This window comes from Marinococcus sp. LNSP9103-4 (assembly GCF_056034345.1).
Window position 1 is genome coordinate 17954 of the sequence record NZ_JBQLIA010000003.1, and the last position, 24856, is coordinate 42809.

Genomic DNA, 24856 nt, shown 5'->3' on the forward strand with positions numbered 1-24856 from the left:
TTCGATGAAGCAGGAGTTTTTTACAGAATATATGATATTTCTGCATATATTCTCTGGATAATGGGAAAGAAGGAGTAACAGTACTTTGAAAGGGGACAGATTTATGCAAACAGCCGAAATGCGCTGCAAACTTCCTGTCTCAGCATTAGCGGAGCGCTGCGATCCGCGCATGTTTTCCTTTCACACAACGAAAGAATTAACAGATAGAACTCAGGGAATGATTGGACAAGAGCGTGCAGTGAAAGCTATGGAGATGGGTTTGGAGATTCAGGATGAAAATTATCATATGTTTTTAACCGGAGCAAGCGGGCTTGGGAAAACGACATATGCCCGAAGAAAAGCAAAGCAGGCAGCAGAAAAAAGGCAGGTGCCGGCTGACTGGATTTATACATATTCTTTTGAGGATCCCCGGCGGCCGAGGGTGATGAGCATCCCCGCCGGAATGGCTGAGCCATTTGCTAAAGATATTAAAGAATTGATTGAGGACCTGCAGGAAGAGATTGCTGCGACACTTCGCAGTAAGTCCTTTGAGCGGAAAAAAGTATCTATGGCAGAAAAGCATGAAAAAGTGATTAATGAGCATTGGGAAAAGCTTGAAGAGGAAGCCGCGGCAAAGGGGTTTGCTCTTGAAAAAACAGAAGAAGACATCGTGGCGGTGCCTCTTAAAGAAGACGGTGACCCTCATAGTGACGAAAGCTATAATGAACTTTCAAAAAGCCGGCAGGATTACATCATGGAGGAGTCTCAGGCGATTACCAGACAGGTGAACGACTTTTTGAGACAACAGCAGGTGGCGAAGCGTATTTTAAGACGCCAGCTCAGGGAAGCCGACGAGCAGATGGTTCAAGCATCCATTCAGGGCTTTATATCGACTTTAAAAGATGAATATATCAATGAAGACTTACATAATTTTCTGTCGGACATGGAAAAGGACGTTATTCAGCACTGGCAGGAATTCCTCCCGGCAAAAGAAACCCAGGAAGGGCGTCCGGCCGCATCGAACTTTTCGTTCCGCCGGTATGAAATTAATATTTTGGTGAATAACAGCGGTAATTCGGGGGCGCCTGTCATTTATGAGTCCCATCCGACATACGTCAACCTGTTTGGAAAGGTCGAAATTGGCCGTAATGGAGGTTCGCCGGTGGACTTTTCCCACATCAGAGGCGGCGCTCTTCACCGGGCGAATGGCGGATTCTTAATCCTTCATGCCGCAGAGCTGATGTCGCATCCATTTGCATGGAAAGCATTAAAAAGAGCCATGCGGCTTGGCTATATCCGGCTCGAGACGCCTTATGAGGACTCTGATATATTTGCCAGTACTTACCTTGAGCCCGAACCCGTGCCTTTTCAGGCGAAAGTGCTTCTTGTCGGTACGAATGCTTTATACCAGAAGCTGCAAAAAGAAGATGAAACCTTCCGCAAGCTTTTTAAAGTGAAGGTGGATTTTACTACCACCATGGAGCGGACAAAAGAAAATATATGGCAGTACGCGACTTTTCTGGCCTGCTTTTGTGATAACAAACGGCTGCGTCCTCTGACATCGGAAGCAGTCGCAAGGCTTGTTGATTACAGCACCAGGGAAGCAGGTCACCAGCGTAAGCTTTCCATTAAATTTCACGAAGTGACATCTCTATTGATTGAAGCGAATTATTGGGCGGCGCAGGAACAGTCAGCCATAATTGAACAAGAGCATGTGCACGCTGCCTTAAAAGAAACGAATTACCGTTCGGCTCAGCCGGAAGCAGCCATTCATGAAGCAATTGAAGACAGAACAATCAATATTGCAACGAACGGAGAAAAAATTGGCCAGATTAATGCGCTGGTGGTAGCCCACACAGGAGATTATTCATTTGGTTATCCGACCCGTGTCACGGCGCGTACATATGCCGGCAGCGGCGGTATCGTTAATATCGACAGGGAATCGCAGCTTACCGGAGCCTTTCATACGAAGGGCCTTCATACACTGACAAGCTATCTGCAGGCGGAATTTGCAAGTGACCGGCCTCTCCCGCTTGCGGCAAGCATCACCTTCGAACAATCCTATCATTTAGTGGACGGGGACAGCGCTTCAAGCACAGAACTGTACGCGCTCCTTTCTTCTCTGGCAGAGGTACCGCTCCGTCAGGACATTGCTGTAACCGGGGCGGTCAATCAGTTTGGTGATGTGCAGGCGATTGGAGAAGTGAACGAAAAAATTGAAGGCTTTTATTATGTATGCAAGAAACAGGGCCTCACAAAAACCCAGGGGGTAATTATACCGACGCAGAACATTAAGCATTTGATGCTTCGAAACGAAATCAGGCGGTCCGTGGAAGCAGGTGATTTCCATATCTGGGCGGTGGATACTGTAAAGGAAGGCATGGAAATACTTATGAGTGAACATGCCGGTGAAGTAGGAGAAAATGGATTTTACGCTTCTAATACTGTTTACGGTAATGTGCAGCAGCGGTTAATGGAAATGGCAGAAAAACATCAGGAATAAATGCAGCAGAGAGGCCCGGGCAGGCGTCTCTGCTTATTTGTGTATGCCTCCGCCTGCTTAGCAGAAACATTCAACACTGATTATGATTCGTGCATGCACATACACCGAAATGCATGATATTGGGCAGATAACGCATAAAATATCAAAAAAATAAATTTTTATACTAAAAAATTGTATTTTCCGGTTGCAAATTCTTTGTGGGCTTGTTAAAGTAATGAAAGAAGTTGAATACAGTAATCATAAACAAAGGCGCTGGTCCTTTTAATTTTTTCAAAACGATGTATAAAAATAATTAATCAAGTATGAATATTCAATTATAATCTGGAGGGAAATAAGAATGGCAGACAAAAAAGTAGTTCTCGCTTATTCAGGCGGGTTGGACACATCAGTAGCAATCAAGTGGTTGAGCAGTCAAGGGTACGAAGTGGTAGCAGTAGGACTTGACGTAGGTGAAGGAAAAGATTTGGAGTTTGTAAAAAATAAAGCACTGGAAGTAGGGGCGGTACAGTCATATACGGTAGATGCAAAGAAAGAATTTGCCGAGGATTTCGTACTTCCGGCCCTTCAGGCACATACGATGTATGAACAAAAATATCCGCTCGTGTCTGCGTTGTCACGGCCGTTGATTTCAAAGAAGCTTGTGGAAATTGCTGAGCAGACAAATGCTGATGCCGTAGCGCATGGCTGCACGGGTAAAGGAAACGACCAGGTAAGATTTGAAGTAAGCATTCAGGCTCTTAATCCGGATCTTGAAGTACTCGCCCCGGTCCGGGAGTGGGGATGGTCGAGAGATGAAGAAATTGCTTATGCGAAAGAAAATGATGTTCCTGTTCCGGTAAACCTCGATAATCCATATTCTGTTGACCAGAACCTCTGGGGCAGAAGCAACGAATGCGGTGTTCTTGAAGACCCGTGGGCTACACCGCCGGAAGGCGCGTATGATCTGACGAACCCGCTCGAAAAAACACCGGACGAAGCAGATATCGTCGAAATTGAATTCAAGCAGGGCAAGCCGGTGGCACTTAACGGCCAGGCCTATGAACTGCAGGATTTGATTTTGGAGTTAAACGACGTTGCCGGTAAGCACGGTGTGGGCAGAATTGATCACGTGGAAAACAGAATGGTTGGAATTAAATCAAGAGAAATTTACGAGTGCCCGGCAGCTATGACGCTGATTCAGGCGCACAAAGAGCTTGAAGATCTGACGCTTTCCAAAGAAGTAGCACACTTTAAGCCGGTCATTGAGAAAAAATTGAGTGAAGTGATTTATGAAGGACTGTGGTTCTCCCAGGTACGGCCGGCTCTTGAAGCGTTTTTGAAAGAAACACAGACTAATGTGACAGGTATTGTACGGGTGAAATTATTTAAAGGCCATGCTATCATTGAAGGAAGAAAATCAGACTACTCCTTGTACAATGAAAATCTGGCTACCTACTCAACACACGACGAATTTGATCATAATGCAGCTGTCGGATTCATTCAGCTGTGGGGTCTGCCTACCAAAGTACAAAGTGCAGTTAACAAGAAAGGTGTTAATGTATGACCAAACTGTGGGGCGGGCGCTTTACAAAACAAGCGGAAGAATGGGTGGATGCCTTCGGGGCATCCATTCCTTTTGACCAAAAACTGGTGGAAGAAGACATCCAGGGAAGTATTGCGCACGTACATATGCTGAAAAATCAGGAAATTATCACTGAAGAAGAAGCCTCCGAAATCCACCGCGGTTTGAAAGCGGTGCTTACCAAAGCAAAAAATGGAGAACTAGAGTATTCGGTGCAAAATGAAGATATTCACTTAAATATCGAGAAGTTTTTAATTGATGAAATCGGTCCGGTAGGGGGCAAGCTCCATACAGGACGGAGCCGGAACGACCAGGTGGCCACAGATGTTCATCTGTATGTGCGAAATCATACATACACCGTTATGAATTCCATCCGGGCTCTGCAGCAGGCACTGCTCCTGCAGGCAGAGGAGCATGTGGAGACCATTATTCCCGGCTACACTCATTTGCAGCGGGCCCAGCCTATATCCTTCGGCCATCACATGATGGCTTATTTCTGGATGCTTGAGCGGGACTACGGGCGCTTTGAGGACAGCTTAAAACGCACGAACATTTCTCCTCTTGGAGCGGGGGCCCTCGCCGGTACCACGTTCCCTATCGACCGCAGGCAGACTGCAGAAGAACTCGGCTTTGACGATATTTACCAGAACAGCCTGGACGCAGTAAGCGACAGAGATTTTGCCCTGGAATTTATGAATGCGGCCTCTACGGTCATGATGCATTTATCAAGATTGGCCGAAGAAATGATTTTCTGGTCAAGCCAGGAATTCCAGTTTATTGAGCTCGATGATTCCTTTGCGACAGGGAGCAGTATTATGCCTCAGAAGAAAAATCCGGACATGGCAGAGCTTATTCGTGGGAAAACCGGGAGAGTATACGGTAACCTGATGGGTCTGTATACGCTTTTGAAGGGGCTGCCGCTTGCGTATAACAAAGATATGCAGGAGGACAAAGAAGGACTGTTTGATACCGTGCGGACGCTTGAAGGATCTCTGGACATTTTTGCGGGAATGGTGGAAACGATGGAAGTCCGTACGGAACAAATGGCGGAAACAACCAGCAAAGACTTTTCCAATGCGACAGAACTGGCGGATTATCTTGCTGTTAAAGGAGTTCCGTTCCGGGAAGCCCATGAGATTGTCGGCAAGTTAGTACTCGACTGCATTCAGAACAACAAGTATCTTATGGACCTTTCCATGCAGGAATTTAAAGAAGCTAATGAAGCATTTGAAGAAGACATTTATGATGTTTTAAAGCCAGAAACTGTCGTGAGCCGCAGAAACAGTGAAGGCGGCACCGGCTTTGAACAGGTGCGTGCTGCAATCACACAGGGCAAAAAAATAATAAACCAAGCGTAATAAGCACTGCTTCTGCCCCGTCCGGAGTGACCCTCCGGACGGGGCTTTTTTGGGCGCGGAAGGGCCTGCCGCCTGCAACACCAATAGAAAGCCCCGCATCCTTAAGGATACGGGGGACTTTACCGGTTCTTATTTACGTACAATTAAGACGTCACATTTTGCGTGGCGGGCAATGGCTTCAGAAACGCTGCCGATAAACACACGTTCAACAGCATTCAGGCCTGTAGCCCCGGTGATGATTAAATCTGCTTCATAGTTTTTGGCCAGCTCACGCGGGATCTTTGTTTTTGGAGAACCAAACTCCAACGAGGAGACGACGTCAGGGACTCCTGCATTTTTTGCTTCTGCTGTGTAGTTCTCGAGCAGTTCGTTGCCATATTCTTCTGCTCGTGCAATAATAGTACGGTCATACCGTTCCATTGTAGCGAATGTTCTTGTGTCAATAACATGAGAGATGATTAGTTTCGCCTGCTGCTCCTGTGCGATCTCAACAGATTTTTTGAACGCTGTTCTGGATTCATCTGAGCCGTCGACGGCAACAATAATAACTTCGTATCTACTCAATGCCATCCTCCCCTTCTGTCGTAGGATTTCTCTTTCCTATAGATATTTTTCCCTATTTTTTTAATTTAAAACGATTGTGTGTAGGTAAAAGGATGTGCCGGAGAAACAAGTGAAAAATGTTCAAATAATTTTCACTATTAAATGACTAATGGATGATATAAAGGCGGGTGAATAACGATGAGGCATGCGTTAATTACAGCAGGCACCAAAGGCCTCGGCCGAAAAGTTTCTGAAGCTTTAAAAGAAAAAGGATATACATTGACTATTACTTACCGAAAAAAAGACGAAGCCTATTACAGGATGAAAAAGCAGTGGGAAGAAGAAAGCAGCCGTGTTCAGTTTGTTCAGGGAGATATGGTGTCCAAGCAGGATGTTGAGCGGATGGTGGAGGAGGCTTATGCAGCCTTTGGCCGTCTCGATATTGTCGTGAATAACGCCGGCCCCTACATATTCGAGAAAAAAAAGCTGGCAGATTACTCTGATGAAGAATGGCACCGGATGATTGATGGTAATTTAAGCGCTGCCTTTCATTTGGCAAGAAAGGCAATACCGATTATGCGACATCAGCAGTTCGGGCGTTTCGTCACCTATGGTTTCCAAAACGCCCCAACAGCCCCGGGGTGGATTTATCGTTCAGCCTACGCTGCAGCGAAAAGCGGCCTGGTCTCGCTGACAAAATCAATATCAATTGAAGAAGCTTCTCATGGCATTACCGCAAATATGGTATGCCCGGGTGTAGTGACCGGGGATTTTAAGGAAGCAGATATTCATGAAGGCAGAGAGGTGACCGACGACTCCATTCCTGTAGGAAGGCCGGCAACCGGCGGTGATATTGCTAGAACTATTTTGTTTTTAACGGATGACGATGCAGATATGATTACAGGTTCTGTAATTGAAGTAACCGGCGGTGTGGATGTGCTTCATAAACGCAGGTAGATGGAAGGCAGTTTAAGTTAGCTCTGTAAAAGGTATAGTTACCCGGAAACAGTTTTTGATTGCGGAGGAGGATATACATGAAAGTATCTTATCATGGTCACTCAGTAGTAAAGATTGAGACGAACGGCAAAACAATCCTGATTGATCCATTTATTACAGACAACCCACAAACTGATTTAAATGCGGACGAAGTAAAAGCAGATGCTATTCTGCTGACTCACGGGCACTTTGATCACGTTGGCGACACCGTGGATATCGCTAAACGCAATAACGCGCTTGTTGTGGCACCGTTTGAGCTGGCGCAGTACCTTGGCTGGCAGGGCGTAGAAACACACCCAATGCACATTGGCGGCGGTTATACGTTTGATTTCGGTCACGTGCAGTTCACACAGGCGTTTCACGGTTCCGGCTACTTCCTTGAAGAAGAGCAAAAGATAATTTATACCGGTATGCCAGGAGGAATTATCTTCGAAGCAGATGGCAAAAAAGTATATCACATGGGTGATACCGGCTTGTTCTCTGATATTAAGCTCATCGCTGAAAGAAACAAGATTGACCTTTTGTTCGTTCCTATCGGTGATAACTTCACGATGGGGCCAAGGGATGCCAAAACCGCCGCGGAATGGGTGAACGCGGATTACACCGTTCCTGTTCACTATAATACGTTCCCTCCTATAGAACAGGATCCGCAGCAGTTTGTGGACTCGCTTTCACCGTTGAAGGGAAAGGCGCTGAAAGCAGGCGAATCCGTCGAGCTGTAACAATTAAAAAAACCGTTCAGTCATTAAAACAGACTGAGCGGTTTTTTTTAATGCAATTGCCGGCAGGCAGTTGAAGGGAGGGTTCTTGAACCGTATAATGTAATAGTACAGATGATATAACAGAAGTAATACAGTTAGAAATTTACGCAGACAGAACGCTCCCGGTAAATGCGTAAATAAAAAGGAAGGTACTGTGCCTATGGCGACCAAACATGAACAAATATTAAACTACATACTTGCCCTGGATGTAGGGGAAAAAATCTCGGTCCGTGGAATTGCAAAGAATTTAGAGGTAAGTGAAGGGACAGCTTACCGGGCGATCAAAGAAGCGGAAAACCAGGGGATTGTCAGTACGATCGAACGAGTCGGCACGATACGTATCGAAAAAAAGCAAAAAGAAAATTTTGAGCGCTTGACGTATGCTGAAGTAGTCAATATTATCGACGGTCAGGTGCTCGGGGGCAGGAACGGCCTGCATAAAACCCTGAACCGTTTCGTTATCGGGGCCATGAAGCTCGAAGCGATGATGCGCTACGTGGAGCCCGGGAATCTTCTGATTGTCGGTAACCGCTATCAGGTGCATAAGCTTGCGCTTGAAGCCGGAGCAGCTGTTTTAATCACCGGTGGATTTGACACAAATGAACATGTTATTTCTCTGGCGGATGAACTGGGGCTGCCGGTAATTACAACGACGTACGACACGTTTACGGTAGCCTCCATGATTAACCGGGCGATCTATGACCAGTTGATTAAAAAGGAAATCGTGGTAGTAAACGATATTTTAATTCCACTTCAGGACACCTATTTTATGACAGTGGATAACACTGTGGAAAAATGGCACGAAATGAACCAGAAAACAGGCCACAGCAGATACCCGGTGATCAGTGAAGACATGAAAATCCAGGGGATGGTGGCAGCGAAGGACGTCCTGGGGGCTTCTGTGCAGACCCCTATTGAAAAAGTAATGACGAAGTCTCCGATTACGGTGAGTGAACGAACGTCTGTAGCTTCGGTAGCCCACACGATGGTGTGGGAGGGAATCGAACTGCTCCCAGTGATGGACGATGCGAAAAAGCTGCTTGGAGTCATCAGCCGGCAGGACGTATTAAAAGCACTGCAGATGGTGCAGCGCCAGCCGCACGTTGGGGAAACCATCGAAGATACGGTGACAAGCCGTTTTCGGGAGGCCCATCCCGGGTCAGGCTTTATGTTTGAATGCGATGTTACCCCGCAGATGACTAATGCGCTTGGGACAGTGGCAAATGGAGTTATTATGTCTCTTGTTACAGAAACCGGCCGGCGCCTGCTGAGAGAATACAAAAAGGGTGACATGGTTGTAGAAAATGTAACACTTTACTTTATCCGCCCGGTACAGATTGAAAGTAAAATTGATTTGAACGGAAAAATTCTTGAAGTGGGAAGAAAACACGGAAAAGTGGATGTAGAACTGTACTACGAAGGTGCAATCGTCGGTAAGGCGATGATGATGGTACAGCTGCTCGACCGCTGATCAATGGAGGAAAGATAATGCAGATGTTTCAGGCAATCATACAAACGATAGAACAATACAGCAAAATCATGATTTACCGGCACGAACGTCCGGATCCGGATGCTCTCGGTTCTCAGGCTGGATTGGCGGCATGGATTAGAAAACAGTTTCCAGACAAGCAGGTGGGTACTACAGGTGAAAATGAACCCTCTCTTTCGTTTTTAACGACGATGGATGAACATTCGTTTGAAGTGGACGCCGAAACCCTGGTTATCGTGTGTGACACTGCCAATATGGCAAGAATCGACGGTGCAGGCTGGGAGCAGGGAGCGGCGGTTATAAAAATCGACCATCATCCAAACGAAGATCCATACGGCGAGCCGATGTGGGTAGATACGAAAAAAAGCTCCACTTGCGAAATGATTACCGAGCTGGTGCTGTATGCCCAAAAGTCTTACGGTTGGACAATCCCAAATGAAACTGCCCGCCTGTGCTATGCTGGGATTATCGGAGATACCGGACGTTTCCAGTTCAGTAACACCACGCCAAACACGATGCACATGGCAGCTGAACTGCTTGCATTTGATTTTGACCCGGGAGCAATCTATGCCGAAATGTATAAAAATCCCGAGAGTCTGGTGCGCCTGCGCGGAGAAGTGCTTCAAAACTTTACGCTTACCGAAGACGGAGCAGCCTACATGTACTTAACCCGGGAGCTGCTCGGAAAATACAATGTAACCATTAATGAATCTTCAGCGGTAATTAACTCATTTGCTGATACAGAAGGAGTCATTGCATGGGTATTTTTTGTAGAAGAAGAGCAGGGTTCATACCGTGTGCGTTTTCGTTCGCGCGGGCCGGTGATCAATCAGCTGGCTGTTAAATACCGTGGAGGCGGCCATACAATGGCTGCAGGAGCGCAAGCAGAGAACAGGAAAGAAACGGAAGATATTATACAGGAGCTTGAAAATATCTGCCGAAATTGGAAGCGGCGGTAAGAACGTTCATCACAGACCAGGCCGAAGGGAGGGGGAGGCGCATGTCACTGCACGCATATTCGGAATACAGCATTTTACAAAGTACTATCCGGCTTGAAAACCTTGTCCGCAAAGCAAAAGAGTACAATTGGCCGGCGGCAGCGGTTACTGACCGGGACACGATGCACGGGGCAGTGGCTTTTTACCGTCTCTGCCGGCAGTACCAGGTGAAGGGTCTCCCAGGGATTGAATTGTGGGTCCAGGGAGACACTAAAGAGGACGAAGAATTTCCGGTGGTTGCGCTGCCGCAGGATAACCAGGGATACGGGCAGCTCATGCGGTGGGCCGGGGACAAGCAGCAGGACAGAAAGGTAAAATGGAAACAACTGGCAGAGTCTGCCGGTTGTCTTTTTATCCTGCCGCTTGAAAACAGTGAGCCCGGTACCTTTAAGAATCGCAAAGACGAGTTACATGCGTTTTTTGAAAAATGGAGCAGACGGTTCGGGGCTGATGTTCTTTGGCTTGAAGCACCGCGGGCTGGAGAAGAAATAGAATGGAGAAGGGCTGCAGAGCAATTCGGGCTCCCAATGGCAGCGTCTCCATTAATCAATATGCAGACAACCGAAGAGGAGCGGGCCTACAAGCTGCTGCATGCAGTGAAGAAAGGCAGTGTCTGGAAAGATACCGTGATAGAACAGAGACCTTTCTCGCTCGAAATGTGGCAGCAGGAAGCATCCGTTATGTATGAAGCTGAACATATCAGTAACTGGAAGCGGGCAGCTGATAAATGCCACGTAGATATTTCATTAGGGGAAACGCACCTTCCGGTATTTCCAGCTCCGCGCGGGCAGTCTGCCGGCCTGTATTTAAAAAAACTTGCAGAAAAAGGAATGCAAAAGCGTTATAATGCCGTCTCAGAACAAATGAGAGAGCGATTGAAGCATGAACTGGATGTCATTATCGATGCCGGCTTCGCTGATTATTTTTTAATTGTGCAGGATTTTGTTGCTTTTGCCAAAAAGCAGGAAATGTATGTAGGACCGGGAAGAGGGTCGGCAGCGGGGTCGCTCGTTTCCTACCTTATCGGTATTACGGATGTGGATCCCCTGCAGTACGATCTTCTTTTTGAGCGGTTTTTAAACCCGGAACGTGCGGCGCTTCCGGACATAGATATTGACTTTCCGGATCACCGGCGGGAAGAGGTGCTGCATTATTTAAGGAATAAATACGGGGACAGCCATGTGGCTCAGATCGTTACATTCAATACGTTCGGGGCGCGGGCGGCAATAAGGGATGCGGGAAGGGTGCTCGAAATTCCTCAGGGACTCATTAACCGGACGGCCGGTATGTTTTCAAGCGCCGATTCCATTGCCGGAAAAATTGCCGGTGACAAACAGCTGCAGCAGTGGCAGCAGAACGAACCAAAAGTTGACTCCCTCCTTCGGGCGGCTTCCTTTTTGGAAGGGCTGCCGCGTCAGACATCTATTCACGCCGCTGGCATCGTGTTAAGCAGCGAACAGCTGGAAGCCTACACTCCCTTAATGGAGAGAAACGGATCGCTGCTGTTAACGCAGTACCCGATGGAGGACCTTGAAGCTCTCGGACTTGTGAAAATCGACCTGCTGGGGCTCCGGAATTTAACGCTGCTTGAATATATGACCGAGGCTGTTCAAAAGATAGAGAAGAATTTTCAGTTAAGACGCATACCTATGGATGATGAAAGAACGTATCAACTGCTGAGCGGGGGGAAAACTAACGGAATATTTCAGCTTGAATCGGCAGGGATGAAATCTGCTCTGCAGCAGATCAGGCCCGACCGTTTCGAGGATATTGCCGCAGTGAGTGCTCTTTATCGTCCGGGCCCGATGGCTCAGATCCCGTTGTATGCAGAGCGCAAGCATGGAATAAAAGAAATGCCTGAGCTCCCTGAACATATTGAAGATATTGCAGGGTCTACATATGGCATTATCGTATACCAGGAGCAGATTATGCAGATTGCGGTGCAAGTGGCAGGATATACAATGGGGGAAGCGGACTCCTTCCGGAGGGCTATCAGCAAAAAAAACGCTGTTGAAATGAAAAAAGAAGAGAAACGGTTTCTCGAAAAAGCAGCAGCTTCAGGAGTACCGAAAACGGAAGCAGAAACAATATTCAGCTGGATTGAACAGTTTGCCAATTACGGCTTCAATAAAAGCCACGCAGTGGCCTACAGCGTTATTTCCTATCAGCTGGCTTATATTAAAGCCCATTATCCGGCCGTGTTTTTCTCTTCATTAATGACAAGTCATGTGCGAAGTGAAGAAAAATTCCTGGAATATCAGCGGGAAGCAAAAGAGCTTGGTATTAGGCTGCTTCCGCCTTCAATCAATCAAAGCGGCTATGGGTTTCGTATTGAGGAAGGAAATCTTCGTTTTGGCTTGAATATCATTAAACAGGCAGGTAAAAACAATATCCAGATGATTTTAAATGAAAGAAAAAGCGGTGGACGTTTTGAATACTGGCTTGATTTTCTTCACCGCGTGGATACAAGAGCGATTGGCCGTCAGGGGTTTGTGTATCTTATTCAGGCTGGCGTGTTTGATGAATTTGGTGTTGAAAGGTCGACGCTGCTCGCTTCGCTTGACCGTTCCCTGCGGATGATCGAGGGAGAACAGGAATTCCAGGAGTTTGGCACAGAGCTGGCCCCGAGAATGCGCTGGATTGAAGCTGAGCCCCTTACCCGCGAAGAAAAGCTTGAGATGGAAAAAGAAGCCTCCGGATACTACTTAAGCGGCCATCCGCTGGATGCCTACAATGAACTTTTTGCTGCCTTCCGGTTATGGGACCTTGGAAGCTCGCTTCCAGCGGATAATCAGCTGCGCTGGGCCGGCGGGTTCGTGCGGACCGTAAAAACCGTGCGAACGAAAAATGGACAGTCCATGTGCTTTCTGACGATGGATGATGGCTCCGGGGAGCTTGAAGTGGTCGTATTTCCGAACGTCTACCGGAATGTAAAATCACTGCTGACAGAAAAATCGATCCTTCTGATTCAGGGGCGCACCGATAAACAGGCCCGCACCAGCAAACTGATTGCAGAGGACTGTCTTTCCCTGCAGGAGCTTGAAAAACAGTCGGAGAATACGCTGTTTGTTAAACTGCCGGCAGAAAGCGGGGAACAGGCGCTGAGCCGGATTAAGCACATACTGCGGCAGTCGCCCGGGGCTGTACCTGTCATCGTCTATGATGAGCAGCAGGAGCGCACCATTCAGCTCGGAAACAGCTTGAAAACAAACGCCGGGGAAGCATGCCTGCGCGAACTTGAAAAGGTTGTTTCAAAAGACTCCATTATTTTAAAACCAAATAAAGATGCCGCTGACTGATTATTCTGTTATAATAGGTAACGTTTATAATTAAAATGAATGAAACACTTGATGTGCTTCTAAAAGCACAGGGTTATAATTAAAATATAAAATATGCTGAAGGAGAGTGGCACCATGCCGACAACCCGCGAGGAAGCACTACATATTCATAAACAGAACCAGGGAAAACTGGAGACGGTCTCGAAAGTACCAGTAAGAAATGGAAGAGATTTAAGTCTGGCCTATTCTCCAGGTGTAGCCGAGCCGTGCAAAGAAATTTTTGATGATAAACAAAAGGTATTTGAATATACAATGAAAGGAAACATGGTAGCGGTTGTATCCGACGGCTCTGCCGTGCTTGGGCTGGGTAATATCGGCCCGGAAGCGTCTCTGCCTGTTATGGAAGGAAAGGCAGTTCTGTTTAAATCCTTTGCGGGTGTGGATGCTTTTCCGATCTGCCTCGAAACAAATGATGTCGACAAAATTGTAGAAACGGTAAAATTAATGCAGCCGACTTTTGGCGGCGTGAATCTTGAAGATATCGCCGCTCCTAACTGCTTTGTAATTGAAGAACGGCTGAAAAAAGAAACGAATATTCCTGTTTTTCATGACGATCAGCACGGCACAGCAATCGTCACTGTAGCCGGGTTAATCAACGCCCTGAAAATCAACAAAAAGCATATGTCTGAAATCCGCGTAGTTATTAACGGGGCAGGTTCAGCCGGCATTGCTATTATTAAACTTCTGCGCCGCTTTGGAGTGAAAGACGTAATTTTATGCGACTCCAAGGGAGCGATTTACGAAGGTCGTCCGGAAGGCATGAATGACATGAAAGCGGAAGTCGCAAAAGTAACGAACAATGAAAATGTTTCCGGCGGATTAAAAGAGGTTGTCCAGAATACGGATGTATTTATTGGTGTTTCTGTGGCGGGAGTATTATCGAAGGAAATGGTAGAGTCCATGAATGATGACCCTATCATCTTTGCGATGGCTAATCCGGACCCTGAAATCACTCCGGACGATGCCAAGGAAGCCGGAGCGAAAGTAATTGGCACAGGCCGCTCCGATTTTCCGAACCAGGTGAACAACGTGCTTGCGTTTCCGGGTATTTTCCGGGGTGCCCTCGATGTAAACGCGACCCACATTAACGAGGACATGAAAAAAGCAGCTGTATATGCTATTGCAGAGCTGATTACCGAAGATGAGCTGAACGAAGATTATGTTATTCCAAATCCTTTTGACCCGAGAGTCGCTCCAGAAGTAGCAGCAGCAGTAGCGAAAACAGCGATGGAAACAGGTGTGGCGCGAAAAAATGCTGATCCGGAAAAAATTAAGGAAAAAACAAGAGCTCTTTCTGATATCGAAGAATAGTAAAGACCTATACTCTTAGCCATTGAAGATGTCTGGCTTTTCCTATATATTAGAGCCTGTATGTGATAGACTATGTGGGAGACTAATAGCAGGAGCGATCGCTGACAAAACGGTCGCTCCTGATGTACGTCTGCAAATAAAACAACAGCGCTGCGTTATGTACACCCGCTGAACGGTGAATTGCATTCCGGGACGCTGCAGTCTGCTTGCGTTTTTATTATTTGCGGAGCAGCCAAGCATTAAATATGAAGAAGGTGTCTTTATGATGATCAAAGATTTATTCAGCAAAAGGCGGAAATATGCTTCAATGCCGGCTGAACGGGAACAGCCGAAAACAATGAATGAAGGCGTTATGACAAAGTGCCCTAAATGTAAAACAATTGTGTATACGAAGGAATTAATGAAACATGCCAATGTCTGTATGCACTGTGGTCATCATATGCCGATGACTCCTTCCGAACGGATCGATTTGATCCTCGATACAGATTCCTTCCGGGAATTAAACCCTCATATGGTTTCGGCAGATCCTCTGGAGTTTCCGGAATACAAAGAAAAGCTTGAAAAGGATCAGAAAAAGACTGGTCATAAAGAAGCTGTCGTCACAGGTGAAGGGACGATCGGAGGCACCCCGGTGGTTCTTGGTGTCATGGATCCGGCGTTCCGGATGGGGAGCATGGGGTCGGTAGTCGGAGAGAAAATCGCACGGGCAATCGAACGGGCGCTTGACCTCCATGCACCCTTTATTCTGTTTTCAGCTTCAGGCGGAGCCCGTATGCAGGAAGGGATTCTCAGCCTCATGCAAATGGCCAAGACGAGTGCAGCGCTGAAAAAAATGGATGAAGCAGGGCTTTTATTTGTATCAGTTATGACTCACCCTACTACCGGCGGCGTTTCCGCAAGCTTTGCCTCTCTCGGAGATTACAATTTTGCCGAGCCGGAAGCATTGATAGGCTTTGCCGGAAGAAGAATAATTGAACAGACAATACGCCAGGAGCTTCCCGAAGACTTTCAGACAGCGGAATTTTTGCTTAAACACGGACAGCTCGACAAGGTACTGCATAGGCAGGACATGAAAAATGTTTTGTCCGCAATCGTGCAGATGCATACGTGAAGGGAGTAAGTGACAATGGAAAATCATCTTCCTTTTGAAAAACCAATCATGGAGCTTCGGAACAAAATCGATGAATTAAAAAGCTTCACAGATGAGAAGGACATTGATTTAAGCGGAGAGATAGAAAAACTGGAACAGCGGCTGGAGCAGCTCGAAGCAGAAGTATATAATAATTTAAAGCCGTGGCAGCGGGTGCAGATCGCGAGGCACCCGGAGCGGCCCACCACGCTGGATTATATCGACAGTTTGTTTGAACAATTCATTGAACTGCACGGCGATCGGCTTTTTGGCGATGACGAAGCGATTGTCGGAGGCATTGCCTTTTTTGAAGGAAGCCCGGTAACTGTTATTGGACATCAGCGTGGACGGGATACGAAGGAAAATGTGCGCCGGAATTTCGGTATGCCGCATCCGGAAGGGTACCGCAAAGCGCTTCGTCTTATGAAGCAGGCCGAAAAGTTCAACCGGCCGGTGATCTGCTTCGTTGATACAAAGGGCGCTTATCCCGGAAAAGCAGCGGAAGAGCGGGGCCAAAGTGAAGCTATTGCGCGTAACCTGATGGAAATGGCCGGGCTGAAAGTGCCGGTAATTAGTGTTGTTATCGGAGAAGGCGGCAGCGGAGGCGGTCTAGCGCTTGGAGTAGCGAATCATGTACATATGTTCGAAAATTCATGGTATTCGACGATTTCTCCAGAAGGGGCTTCCTCTATTCTATGGAAGGATGCTTCATATGCAAGGGAAGCTGCTGAAGCTATGCGTATCACAGCCGGAGATCTGAAGGAATTTGGAGTAATTGATGAGATTGTGAAGGAACCCCGGGGAGGGGCCCATCATGATCCGAAAGAACAGATGACTATTCTGCGAAAAACGCTTCAGCAGTCTTTGAAGGATCTGCTCGTATTAACGCCGAATGAATTAATAGAATCAAGGTATGAAAAATTTAAGCAGATGGGTACGTTTGAAGAAAGTGATTTTTAGGAAAGCGCCGGGTGGCGCTTTTTTTATGAAATCGAACGGGCCCCTGTTGTTCAGCTGATATTGAAAAAGCCGTACCGGGGACTGTCACAGAGGCCCCCTGTTAGTGCGGCTTTTTGATTAAAGCGGTTTTTTTAAATACAATTACTTTTGTGTCATCGGGTCTATAACGGGTATAATGATAAACAGGAATGCAAAGGGAAGGAGTTATGGAATGAAACGGATTGGAGTACTAACTAGTGGAGGAGATTCTCCGGGAATGAATGCAGCCATACGTGCTGTTGTTCGGAAGGCGATTTATCACGATCTTGAGGTTTACGGGGTTCAGTACGGTTATGCCGGGCTGATCGAAGGCGATATCAAAAAAATGGAGCTTGGCGACGTTGGGGATATTATCCACCGCGGCGGAACGAAATTGTATACCGCCCGCTGTGAAGAGTTCCGTACACCTGAAGGACGCCAGAAGGCAGTGGATCAGCTGAATGCAAGAGGCATTGAAGCATTGGTCGTCATAGGCGGTGACGGTTCCTTCCGCGGTGCTGAAAAATTGACCGAGCTTGGCTATCCGACGATTGGCGTGCCGGGCACAATCGACAATGACATCCCGGGAACGGATTACACAATCGGCTTTGATACGGCGCTGAACACAGTCATCGACGCTATTGATAAAATCCGTGATACCGCCACTTCACATGAGCGTACATACGTTATTGAAGTAATGGGCAGAGATGCCGGGGACCTCGCTCTCTGGTCCGGGCTCGCCGACGGCGCAGAGACGATTCTTATTCCAGAAGAAGAATATGACATGGATCAGGTAGTAAGCCGTCTCCGCCGTGGTCACGCGAGGGGCAAAAAACACAGTATCATCATTATCGCTGAAGGCGTGGGGAGCGGAACAGAATTCGGCCAAAAAATTCAGGAAACGACGAATCTTGAAACGAGGGTGACCGTGCTCGGCCATATCCAGCGCGGAGGCTCGCCAACCGGATTTGATCGTGTGCTCGCAAGCCGTCTGGGAGCAAGGGCCGTGGAGCTTCTTTTAAACGGTAAAGAAGGACGGATGGTCGGCATTGAAAAAAATGAGATTGTTGATAAATCCATTCCGGAGGTGCTTAGGCAAAAGCATCAGGTAGACTCCGGCATGTATAAATTGTCACAGGAACTGTCGATTTAATTCCGGGGTCAACGCAGTGTCACGGATGAAAAGTTTCTATGGTACAATGAACTAGGATTTTAGAGAGAGAACAGGAGGAAAATCATGCGAAAAACAAAAATTGTATGTACGATAGGACCGGCAAGTGAAGCGCCGGAAACGCTGGAGAAATTAATTGAAAACGGCATGAATGTAGCGAGACTCAACTTTTCCCACGGGGACTTTGATGAGCATCAGGCCCGGATTGACAGCATACGTGAAGTTTCTGCCCGTCTGAAAAAAAACGTTGCTATTCTGCTGGACACCAAGGGTCCGGAAGTGCGGACTCATACGATGGAAGGCGGCGCTATTCAACTTGAAAAAGGACAGCCGCTGATCATCAGCACAGAAGAAGTCGTAGGGACAAAAGAAAAAATCTCTGTCACCCACGATGGCCTTACTGATGATATGGAGGTCGGCAAAAAAATTCTTCTTGATGATGGACTGATTGAGCTTGAAGTAACCGGTATCGAAGACAAAGAAGTTCATACGAAAGTGCTGAATAACGGCGAACTGAAAAATAAAAAAGGCGTTAACCTTCCAAATGTGAAGGTCAATCTGCCAGGGATCACAGAAAAAGATGCGGATGACATCGAATTCGGAATTAGAAACAACGTAGATTTTATTGCAGCTTCATTTGTGCGCAGGGCTTCTGACGTGCTGGAAATCCGGGAGCTCCTGGAAAAACACGGAGCTGAAGACACGTTTATCGTGCCGAAAATTGAAAACCAGGAAGGCATCGACAACGTCGAGGAAATTCTGGAAGTATCTGACGGCCTGATGGTGGCTCGCGGAGATATGGGAGTTGAAATTCCGCCAGAAGAAGTACCACTCGTACAAAAGCGTCTGATTAAACGCTGCAACTTCCTGGCAAAGCCAGTCATCACAGCTACTCAGATGCTCGATTCCATGCAGCACAACCCGCGTCCAACCCGTGCTGAAGCAAGTGATGTGGCGAATGCCATTTTCGATGGTACAGATGCTATCATGCTTTCCGGGGAAACAGCAGCCGGGGACTATCCAGTGGAATCCGTGGAAACAATGAGCAACATCGCGCTTAGAGCAGAATCCTCCCTGCAGTACCGGAATACGCTCGATGAAAAAACCAAAGAAAGCAAGCCTTCAATTACCAACTCCATCGGGCAGTCCGTTGCCTATACGGCTTATGCATTAAATGCCTCAGCGATTCTGACCGCCACCGAAAGCGGGTATACTGCACGTATTGTTTCAAAATACCGTCCGGAGTCACCGATCATTGCAGTTACAAGTAATGAACGTGTCTATCGCCGGCTCGCTTTAATCTGGGGCGTTCAGGGACTGCTTGGCACAAAATCGAGTACTACCGATGAAATGCTTGATGTCACCGTAAGCAAAGCTCTGTCGGAAGAGCTTGTCAGCCGTGGGGACCTTGTAGTTATCTCTGCCGGAGTACCTGTAGGTGAAACAGGAACGACTAACCTGATGAAGGTCCACGTGATCGGAGAAACAGTGGCAAAAGGACAGGGCATTGGCCGTTACACTGCATCAGGACGAGTAGTGGTTGCAGGCAGTGCAGAAGAGGCAAATGCCAAAATGACAGAGGGCGCGGTGCTCGTCACTCAGGCAACGGATAAAGATATGATGCCTGCTGTGGAAAAAGCGCTGGCTGTGGTGACAGAAGAAGGCGGCTTGACATCCCATGCTGCTGTTGTAGGACTGAATCTGGGTATCCCTGTAGTAGTCGGGGTTGAAGAAGCCAGAAACTTGTTTGAAGATGGCGAAGAAATTACAGTCGACGCTTCAAGAGGCGACATTTACCGCGGACATGCGAGTGTATTGTAAGAGATTCTGAGAACTAACTATAACCCGGTAATGCTGAAACGACGAAGAAATCTGGATAAATTTTTAAATGAAAGGGGGCGGGCAGATGGGTAAATGGTTTTTATTGCTGTTGATTATTGTACCGGCCGCAGAAGTAGGTGTATTAATATTATCCGGCAACACGATCGGCATATGGCCGACAATTGCACTCATTATTGCGACCGGGCTGCTTGGGGCCTGGCTTGCGAAACGGGAAGGCCTGCAGGTGTTCCGTACGCTGCAGATGCAGACGCAGCGGGGGGAGATGCCTGGGGATATTGTTCTGGATGGTGTCTGTATTCTTGTTGGCGGCACGCTGCTGCTCACCCCGGGATTTATCACAGACGCTCTCGGTTTCAGCCTGTTAATTCCGTGGTCGAGAAGAGGAATGAAAGCCGTTTTAAAGAAATGGTTTAAAAAAATGGTGGATAACGGGAATATAAGAGTGATGGGGCGCAGGTGGTAAGCCTGCTCCCGATTGAAACTTCTGAAAACTTTCCGGGCGTACATGACATGAAATTGTCAAATGTGGTAGGATTATTAGGAGCGTTTAATTTGGAAGGATGACCATGCATTGTTATCGCAAGCCTCAGTTTTTTTACTTATACTGCTTGCGGTGGGGATTTTCGCAAAAAACCAGTCATTAATCATAGCTGTCGCTGCTTTAATCGTTATTAAATGGACAGGACTGGGCGATAAAATATTTCCGTTTATGCAGGCAAAAGGCATTGAAATTGCTGTTACTATTTTGACATTTGCGGTTCTGGTCCCCATTGCTACTGGGGACATTGGCTTTCGCCAGCTCGGTGAAGCAGTTCGTTCCTATTATGCATGGATTGCGCTCGCCTCGGGCATACTGGTGGCGCTTATTGCCAAGGGTGGTGTAGAGCTTCTTCAGACAGATCCGCATATCACTACTGCGCTTGTGCTTGGCACCATTTTAGCAGTAGCTCTGTTTAACGGTATTGCCGTCGGGCCTCTTATCGGGGCCGGCATCGCTTATATTGCGATGAGAGCCGTGGAGTGGTTTTCCTCTCTCGGCGGATAGACGGCTGAATAACAGCCGGAGGTATCTCCGGCTGCCTCAACAGGGGAAAAGTCATTATTGTATACACAATTGAATGCGCTATACCTCCAAAAAGTTGCAGTGCAATGGGCTTTTATGTCAAAAACAGACCAACCGTTCTGTTTTCGAAGCGTATGTTTTATTAAAAGGAAAATGTAAGCATTTTCTTCTTCAGTACATACGCTATACTTTTTGAATTAAAGGAGAGATTGTGTAATGAGTTCAACTCGTGGTTTAGAAGGCGTTGTAGCTACTACTTCCAGTGTCAGCTCCATTGTTGATGATGTATTGAGATACCAGGGCTATCATATTGATGACCTGACAGAAAATGCCTCTTTTGAAGAAGTTATTTATCTGCTTTGGTACGGGGAGCTTCCAACCAAAGAAGAATATAATAATTTCCGTCAGTCGCTCATGGATAATATGAGTGTACCGGATGAAATTTTTGAATATATGAAACAGTATCCGGTCGATAAAGTGCGCCCTATGGCTGCTCTTCGTACTGCAGTTTCGCAGTTGAGCCTTTACGACAGTGAAGCTGATGACATGAGCGAAGAAGCAAACCAGCGTAAAGCGGTGCGGCTGCAGGCACAGATTCTATCTCTCGTTACAGGTTTTGCAAGAGTTCGAAAAGGAAAAGACCCGATTAAGCCTGATCCTGCACTGAGCTTTTCTGCAAACTTTTTGTATATGCTAAACGGAGAAGCACCAGATGAAACATCGATTAAAGCGTTTAACAAAGCGATGATTCTGCACGCTGACCATGAACTGAATGCATCTACATTTACTGCCCGTGTTTGTGTAGCCACCCTTTCGGATATGTATTCTGGAGTAACAGCGGCTATCGGCGCATTAAAAGGCGAGCTTCACGGCGGCGCCAATGAGCGTGTAATGGGGATGCTGACAGAAATCGGAACCCCGGACAATGTGGACAGCTATGTGCAGAAGCTTCTTGATAACAAAGAAAAGATTATGGGATTCGGACACCGGGTATATAAAAATGGCGATCCTCGTGCCAAATACCTGCGTGAGATGTCCCGTCAGCTGACAGAAGTTACCGGTGAATCAAAATGGTATGACATGTCGATGAAAGTTGAAGAAAAAATCGAAAACGAAAAAGGTCTTCTGCCGAACGTGGATTTCTTTTCAGCGTCTGTATATCACAGTCTCGGCATTGACCACGACTTGTTTACACCGATTTTTGCCGTCAGCCGTACGTCCGGATGGATCGCTCATATTCTTGAGCAGTATGAAAATAATCGTTTAATCCGTCCGCGTGCAGAATATGTCGGCCCGGAAAATAAAACGTATGTTTCTCTCGACGAACGGTAAACTGGAACTGAAATTGTGGAAAACGGTGCTTCGTTTTCCTGCTTCCGCTTATTCAGCGTCCCGGGCATGATTTGATGTCCGGGTAAAAAAGAAAAGTTGATCATATTAAAGGAGGATTTATTTTATGTCTAACGGAGAAAAGATTCAAACTAATAATGGTAATTTAACGGTGCCAAACGAACCAATCATCCCTTATATCGAAGGGGACGGCATTGGTCCGGACATCTGGGCTGCAGCAGAGAAAGTATTGGATGCAGCTGTAGAAAAAGCCTATAACGGTGAAAAGAAAATTCACTGGAAAGAAATTCTTGTAGGTCAGAAAGCTTATGATAAAACAGGCGAATGGCTCCCGGAAGAATCCCTGGATGCTATCCGTGAATACTTAATCGCTATTAAAGGCCCGCTCACCACTCCTATCGGTGGAGGCATTCGTTCCCTGAACGTAGCACTTCGCCAGAAGCTTGACCTGTTTACATGCCTGCGTCCGGTACAGCACTTTACAGGCGTACCTTCCCCGGTAAAGCGTCCGGAAGACGTTAACATGGTTATTTTCCGTGAGAACACTGAGGACATTTATGCCGGTATTGAATTCCAGGAAGGCACAGATGAAGTGAAAAAAGTAATCGACTTCCTGCAAAATGAAATGGGCTCCGAAAACATCCGTTTCCCTGAAACCTCCGGTATCGGTGTAAAACCTGTTTCCAAAGAAGGTACTGAGCGCCTCGTCCGTGCTTCTATTCAATACGCACTCGATGAAGGCCGTGAAAGTGTAACCCTCGTACACAAAGGAAATATTATGAAGTTCACCGAAGGCTCCTTCAAAAACTGGGGCTACGACCTTGCAGAGCGTGAATTCGGAGATAAGGTCTTCACATGGCGCGAATACGATGAAATCGTAGAAAAAGAAGGCAAGGAAGCAGGAAACGCTGCTCAGGATAAAGCGGTAAGCGAAGGCAAAATCATCGTAAAGGATGCTATTGCAGACATCTTCCTGCAGCAGATTCTGACACGTCCGAAAGAGTTTGATGTAGTAGCCACTATGAACTTAAACGGAGACTATGTTTCTGACGCGCTGGCTGCGCAGGTTGGCGGCATTGGTATTGCTCCAGGCGCCAACATCAACTATGAGACGGGACACGCTATTTTCGAGGCTACACACGGCACAGCGCCAAAATATGCCGGCCTGGACAAAGTGAATCCTTCCTCTGTTATCCTTTCCGGAGAACTGCTGCTTCGTCACCTTGGCTGGAATGAAGCTGCCGAGCTTGTGCTTCAATCCATGGACAAAACCATCGGAAGCAAAGTCGTAACCTATGACTTCGCCCGTCTGATGGACGGTGCAAAAGAAGTGAAGTGCTCTGAATTCGGTGACGCTCTAATCAGCAATATGTAATCCAATCAATTGATAGGAGATGAGCATGCATGGCTATTACGCGCAGAAAAGTATCAGTTATAGGTGGCGGCTTTACAGGTGCTACTACGGCTCTTATGGTTGCCCAGAAAGAGCTTGGGGATGTAGTGCTTGTAGACGTCCCGGACAATGAAGGGCCGACAAAAGGAAAAGCACTCGACATGCTCGAGTCGACTCCAGTATATGGGTCGGATGTTAATGTGACCGGCACCTCGGATTACGCTGATACAGCTGGATCGGACATTGTCGTAATCACAGCAGGTATTGCAAGAAAGCCGGGGATGAGCCGGGATGATCTGATTAATACAAACGCAAAAATCATGAAATCTGTCACAAAAGAAGTGGTGAAGCATTCGCCGGAATGCATTATTGTCGTGCTCACCAATCCAGCAGATGCAATGACATATGCGGTGTACAAAGAATCCGGCTTCCCTAAAAACCGTGTTATCGGTCAGTCCGGAGTACTCGATACGGCACGCTTCCGTACGTTTGTCGCCCAGGAAACCGGCATTTCCGTTGAAGACATCCAGGGATTCGTTCTTGGTGGCCACGGAGATGACATGGTACCGCTGATCCGTTACTCTAACGCTGGCGGAGTGCCGCTGACTAAGCTCATATCCCAGGAACGTATTGACGCAATCATTGAACGCACGCGCAAGGGCGGAGGGGAAATTGTGCAGCTTCTCGGTAATGGGAGTGCTTATTACGCTCCAGCCGCTGCTCTCACGGAAATGGTTGAAGCGATTTTAAAAGATAAAAAGCGAGTGATTCCATCTATTGCTTTTCTTGAAGGCGAATATGGATATAATGATCTTTACCTCGGGGTACCGACCATTCTTGGCGGTAACGGGTTGGAAAAAATTATCGAGCTCGAGCTGACAGATGAAGAACAAAATCAATTGAATACTTCTGCTGATTCTGTTCGTGATGTCATGAAGGCATTACCGAACGATTAAAGAAGTGCTGAAGCTGCCTGTATCGTACAGGCAGCTTTTTTTTTATGCCAACAGGAGAAAAGCGATAAACATTGAGCTGTATGACTCGCTTATAGTATGATGAATGTGACAGATGCAGCAGCTCGGGAAAATAATCA

Annotated in this window: 19 protein-coding genes; 18 read left to right on the top strand and 1 reads right to left on the bottom strand. The window is 47.1% G+C overall.

The window, feature by feature from the left end; all coding sequences use genetic code 11:
* Positions 1-103: 103 nt before the first annotated feature.
* The 3 genes from ACTRXG_RS02850 to argH all read left to right on the top strand — a co-directional run bounded on the left by ACTRXG_RS02850 (position 104) and on the right by argH (position 5401).
* Entirely contained in the window at positions 104-2482 is a 2379-nt protein-coding gene (locus ACTRXG_RS02850; RefSeq protein ID WP_474284002.1) for a Lon protease family protein, read from the top strand.
* Positions 2483-2819: 337 nt separating this feature from the next.
* A complete protein-coding gene (locus ACTRXG_RS02855; protein WP_322526553.1) occupies positions 2820-4025 on the top strand; it encodes an argininosuccinate synthase in 1206 nt (401 codons plus the stop codon).
* Positions 4022-5401 carry an argininosuccinate lyase gene (gene argH / locus ACTRXG_RS02860; RefSeq protein ID WP_474284003.1) on the top strand — a complete coding sequence of 460 codons (1380 nt, stop codon included), beginning with the start codon at positions 4022-4024 and terminating at the stop codon, positions 5399-5401. The genes ACTRXG_RS02855 and argH overlap by 4 nt, the downstream gene beginning before the upstream one ends.
* Positions 5402-5530: 129 nt before the next feature.
* Here the strand turns inward: argH and ACTRXG_RS02865 are convergent, their stop codons facing one another.
* Positions 5531-5971, bottom strand: a complete 441-nt coding sequence (locus ACTRXG_RS02865) for a universal stress protein (RefSeq protein WP_091614868.1) — start codon at positions 5969-5971, stop codon at positions 5531-5533.
* 171 nt (positions 5972-6142) lie between these two features.
* Between ACTRXG_RS02865 and ACTRXG_RS02870 the strand changes: the two genes are divergently transcribed.
* The 15 genes from ACTRXG_RS02870 (at position 6143) to mdh (ending at position 24719) form a co-directional block, all read left to right on the top strand.
* On the top strand, positions 6143-6901 hold the full coding sequence (locus ACTRXG_RS02870) for an SDR family oxidoreductase (protein WP_474261897.1): 759 nt from the start codon (positions 6143-6145) through the stop codon (positions 6899-6901).
* Positions 6902-6978: 77 nt separating this feature from the next.
* Positions 6979-7662 (top strand): metal-dependent hydrolase, encoded by a 684-nt coding sequence (locus ACTRXG_RS02875; RefSeq protein ID WP_474261898.1) that lies wholly within the window; start codon positions 6979-6981, stop codon positions 7660-7662.
* Positions 7663-7861: 199 nt separating this feature from the next.
* A complete protein-coding gene (locus ACTRXG_RS02880) occupies positions 7862-9172 on the top strand; it encodes a DRTGG domain-containing protein (RefSeq protein ID WP_474261899.1) in 1311 nt (436 codons plus the stop codon).
* Positions 9173-9189: 17 nt separating this feature from the next.
* Positions 9190-10149 carry a DHH family phosphoesterase gene (locus ACTRXG_RS02885; protein WP_474284004.1) on the top strand — a complete coding sequence of 320 codons (960 nt, stop codon included), beginning with the start codon at positions 9190-9192 and terminating at the stop codon, positions 10147-10149.
* Between the two features lie 41 nt (positions 10150-10190).
* Positions 10191-13487, top strand: coding sequence for a DNA polymerase III subunit alpha (locus tag ACTRXG_RS02890; RefSeq protein WP_474284006.1), 3297 nt, complete (start codon positions 10191-10193; stop codon positions 13485-13487).
* A gap of 114 nt (positions 13488-13601) precedes the next feature.
* Positions 13602-14837 (top strand): NADP-dependent malic enzyme, encoded by a 1236-nt coding sequence (ystJ, locus tag ACTRXG_RS02895; protein WP_474284007.1) that lies wholly within the window; start codon positions 13602-13604, stop codon positions 14835-14837.
* Positions 14838-15102: 265 nt separating this feature from the next.
* On the top strand, positions 15103-15948 hold the full coding sequence (accD, locus tag ACTRXG_RS02900) for an acetyl-CoA carboxylase, carboxyltransferase subunit beta (protein ID WP_462865667.1): 846 nt from the start codon (positions 15103-15105) through the stop codon (positions 15946-15948).
* Between the two features lie 15 nt (positions 15949-15963).
* A complete protein-coding gene (locus ACTRXG_RS02905) occupies positions 15964-16926 on the top strand; it encodes an acetyl-CoA carboxylase carboxyltransferase subunit alpha (protein WP_474281637.1) in 963 nt (320 codons plus the stop codon).
* 211 nt (positions 16927-17137) lie between these two features.
* Positions 17138-18097: a 6-phosphofructokinase gene (pfkA, locus tag ACTRXG_RS02910; RefSeq protein ID WP_474261902.1), complete on the top strand. Its 960-nt coding sequence runs from the start codon at positions 17138-17140 to the stop codon at positions 18095-18097.
* Between the two features lie 84 nt (positions 18098-18181).
* Complete coding sequence (pyk, locus tag ACTRXG_RS02915; protein WP_474261903.1) at positions 18182-19936, top strand: pyruvate kinase; 1755 nt, start codon at positions 18182-18184, stop codon at positions 19934-19936.
* 85 nt (positions 19937-20021) lie between these two features.
* Entirely contained in the window at positions 20022-20420 is a 399-nt protein-coding gene (locus ACTRXG_RS02920) for an FxsA family protein (protein WP_474261904.1), read from the top strand.
* Positions 20421-20528: 108 nt separating this feature from the next.
* Complete coding sequence (locus ACTRXG_RS02925) at positions 20529-21002, top strand: DUF441 domain-containing protein (RefSeq protein ID WP_022793103.1); 474 nt, start codon at positions 20529-20531, stop codon at positions 21000-21002.
* A gap of 234 nt (positions 21003-21236) precedes the next feature.
* Positions 21237-22352, top strand: coding sequence for a citrate synthase (citZ, locus tag ACTRXG_RS02930; protein WP_474281641.1), 1116 nt, complete (start codon positions 21237-21239; stop codon positions 22350-22352).
* A gap of 124 nt (positions 22353-22476) precedes the next feature.
* Positions 22477-23745, top strand: a complete 1269-nt coding sequence (gene icd / locus ACTRXG_RS02935) for an NADP-dependent isocitrate dehydrogenase (RefSeq protein WP_474281643.1) — start codon at positions 22477-22479, stop codon at positions 23743-23745.
* 29 nt (positions 23746-23774) lie between these two features.
* Positions 23775-24719 (top strand): malate dehydrogenase, encoded by a 945-nt coding sequence (gene mdh, locus ACTRXG_RS02940; RefSeq protein WP_474281645.1) that lies wholly within the window; start codon positions 23775-23777, stop codon positions 24717-24719.
* The last annotated feature ends 137 nt before the right edge of the window (positions 24720-24856 follow it).

Excerpts from the sequence above, each read along its gene's own strand:
- pfkA (WP_474261902.1), top strand. The coding sequence starts at position 17,138 with ATGAAACGGATTGGAGTACTAACTAGTGGAGGAGATTCTCCGGGAATG.
- pyk (WP_474261903.1), top strand. The coding sequence starts at position 18,182 with ATGCGAAAAACAAAAATTGTATGTACGATAGGACCGGCAAGTGAAGCG.
- ACTRXG_RS02870 (WP_474261897.1), top strand. The coding sequence starts at position 6,143 with ATGAGGCATGCGTTAATTACAGCAGGCACCAAAGGCCTCGGCCGAAAA.
- ACTRXG_RS02875 (WP_474261898.1), top strand. The coding sequence starts at position 6,979 with ATGAAAGTATCTTATCATGGTCACTCAGTAGTAAAGATTGAGACGAAC.
- argH (WP_474284003.1), top strand. The coding sequence starts at position 4,022 with ATGACCAAACTGTGGGGCGGGCGCTTTACAAAACAAGCGGAAGAATGG.
- ACTRXG_RS02890 (WP_474284006.1), top strand. The coding sequence starts at position 10,191 with ATGTCACTGCACGCATATTCGGAATACAGCATTTTACAAAGTACTATC.
- citZ (WP_474281641.1), top strand. The coding sequence starts at position 21,237 with ATGAGTTCAACTCGTGGTTTAGAAGGCGTTGTAGCTACTACTTCCAGT.
- ACTRXG_RS02920 (WP_474261904.1), top strand. The coding sequence starts at position 20,022 with ATGGGTAAATGGTTTTTATTGCTGTTGATTATTGTACCGGCCGCAGAA.
- ACTRXG_RS02885 (WP_474284004.1), top strand. The coding sequence starts at position 9,190 with ATGCAGATGTTTCAGGCAATCATACAAACGATAGAACAATACAGCAAA.
- icd (WP_474281643.1), top strand. The coding sequence starts at position 22,477 with ATGTCTAACGGAGAAAAGATTCAAACTAATAATGGTAATTTAACGGTG.
- ACTRXG_RS02855 (WP_322526553.1), top strand. The coding sequence starts at position 2,820 with ATGGCAGACAAAAAAGTAGTTCTCGCTTATTCAGGCGGGTTGGACACA.
- accD (WP_462865667.1), top strand. The coding sequence starts at position 15,103 with ATGATCAAAGATTTATTCAGCAAAAGGCGGAAATATGCTTCAATGCCG.
- ystJ (WP_474284007.1), top strand. The coding sequence starts at position 13,602 with ATGCCGACAACCCGCGAGGAAGCACTACATATTCATAAACAGAACCAG.
- ACTRXG_RS02850 (WP_474284002.1), top strand. The coding sequence starts at position 104 with ATGCAAACAGCCGAAATGCGCTGCAAACTTCCTGTCTCAGCATTAGCG.
- ACTRXG_RS02865 (WP_091614868.1), bottom strand. The coding sequence starts at position 5,971 with ATGGCATTGAGTAGATACGAAGTTATTATTGTTGCCGTCGACGGCTCA.
- mdh (WP_474281645.1), top strand. The coding sequence starts at position 23,775 with ATGGCTATTACGCGCAGAAAAGTATCAGTTATAGGTGGCGGCTTTACA.
- ACTRXG_RS02905 (WP_474281637.1), top strand. The coding sequence starts at position 15,964 with ATGGAAAATCATCTTCCTTTTGAAAAACCAATCATGGAGCTTCGGAAC.
- ACTRXG_RS02880 (WP_474261899.1), top strand. The coding sequence starts at position 7,862 with ATGGCGACCAAACATGAACAAATATTAAACTACATACTTGCCCTGGAT.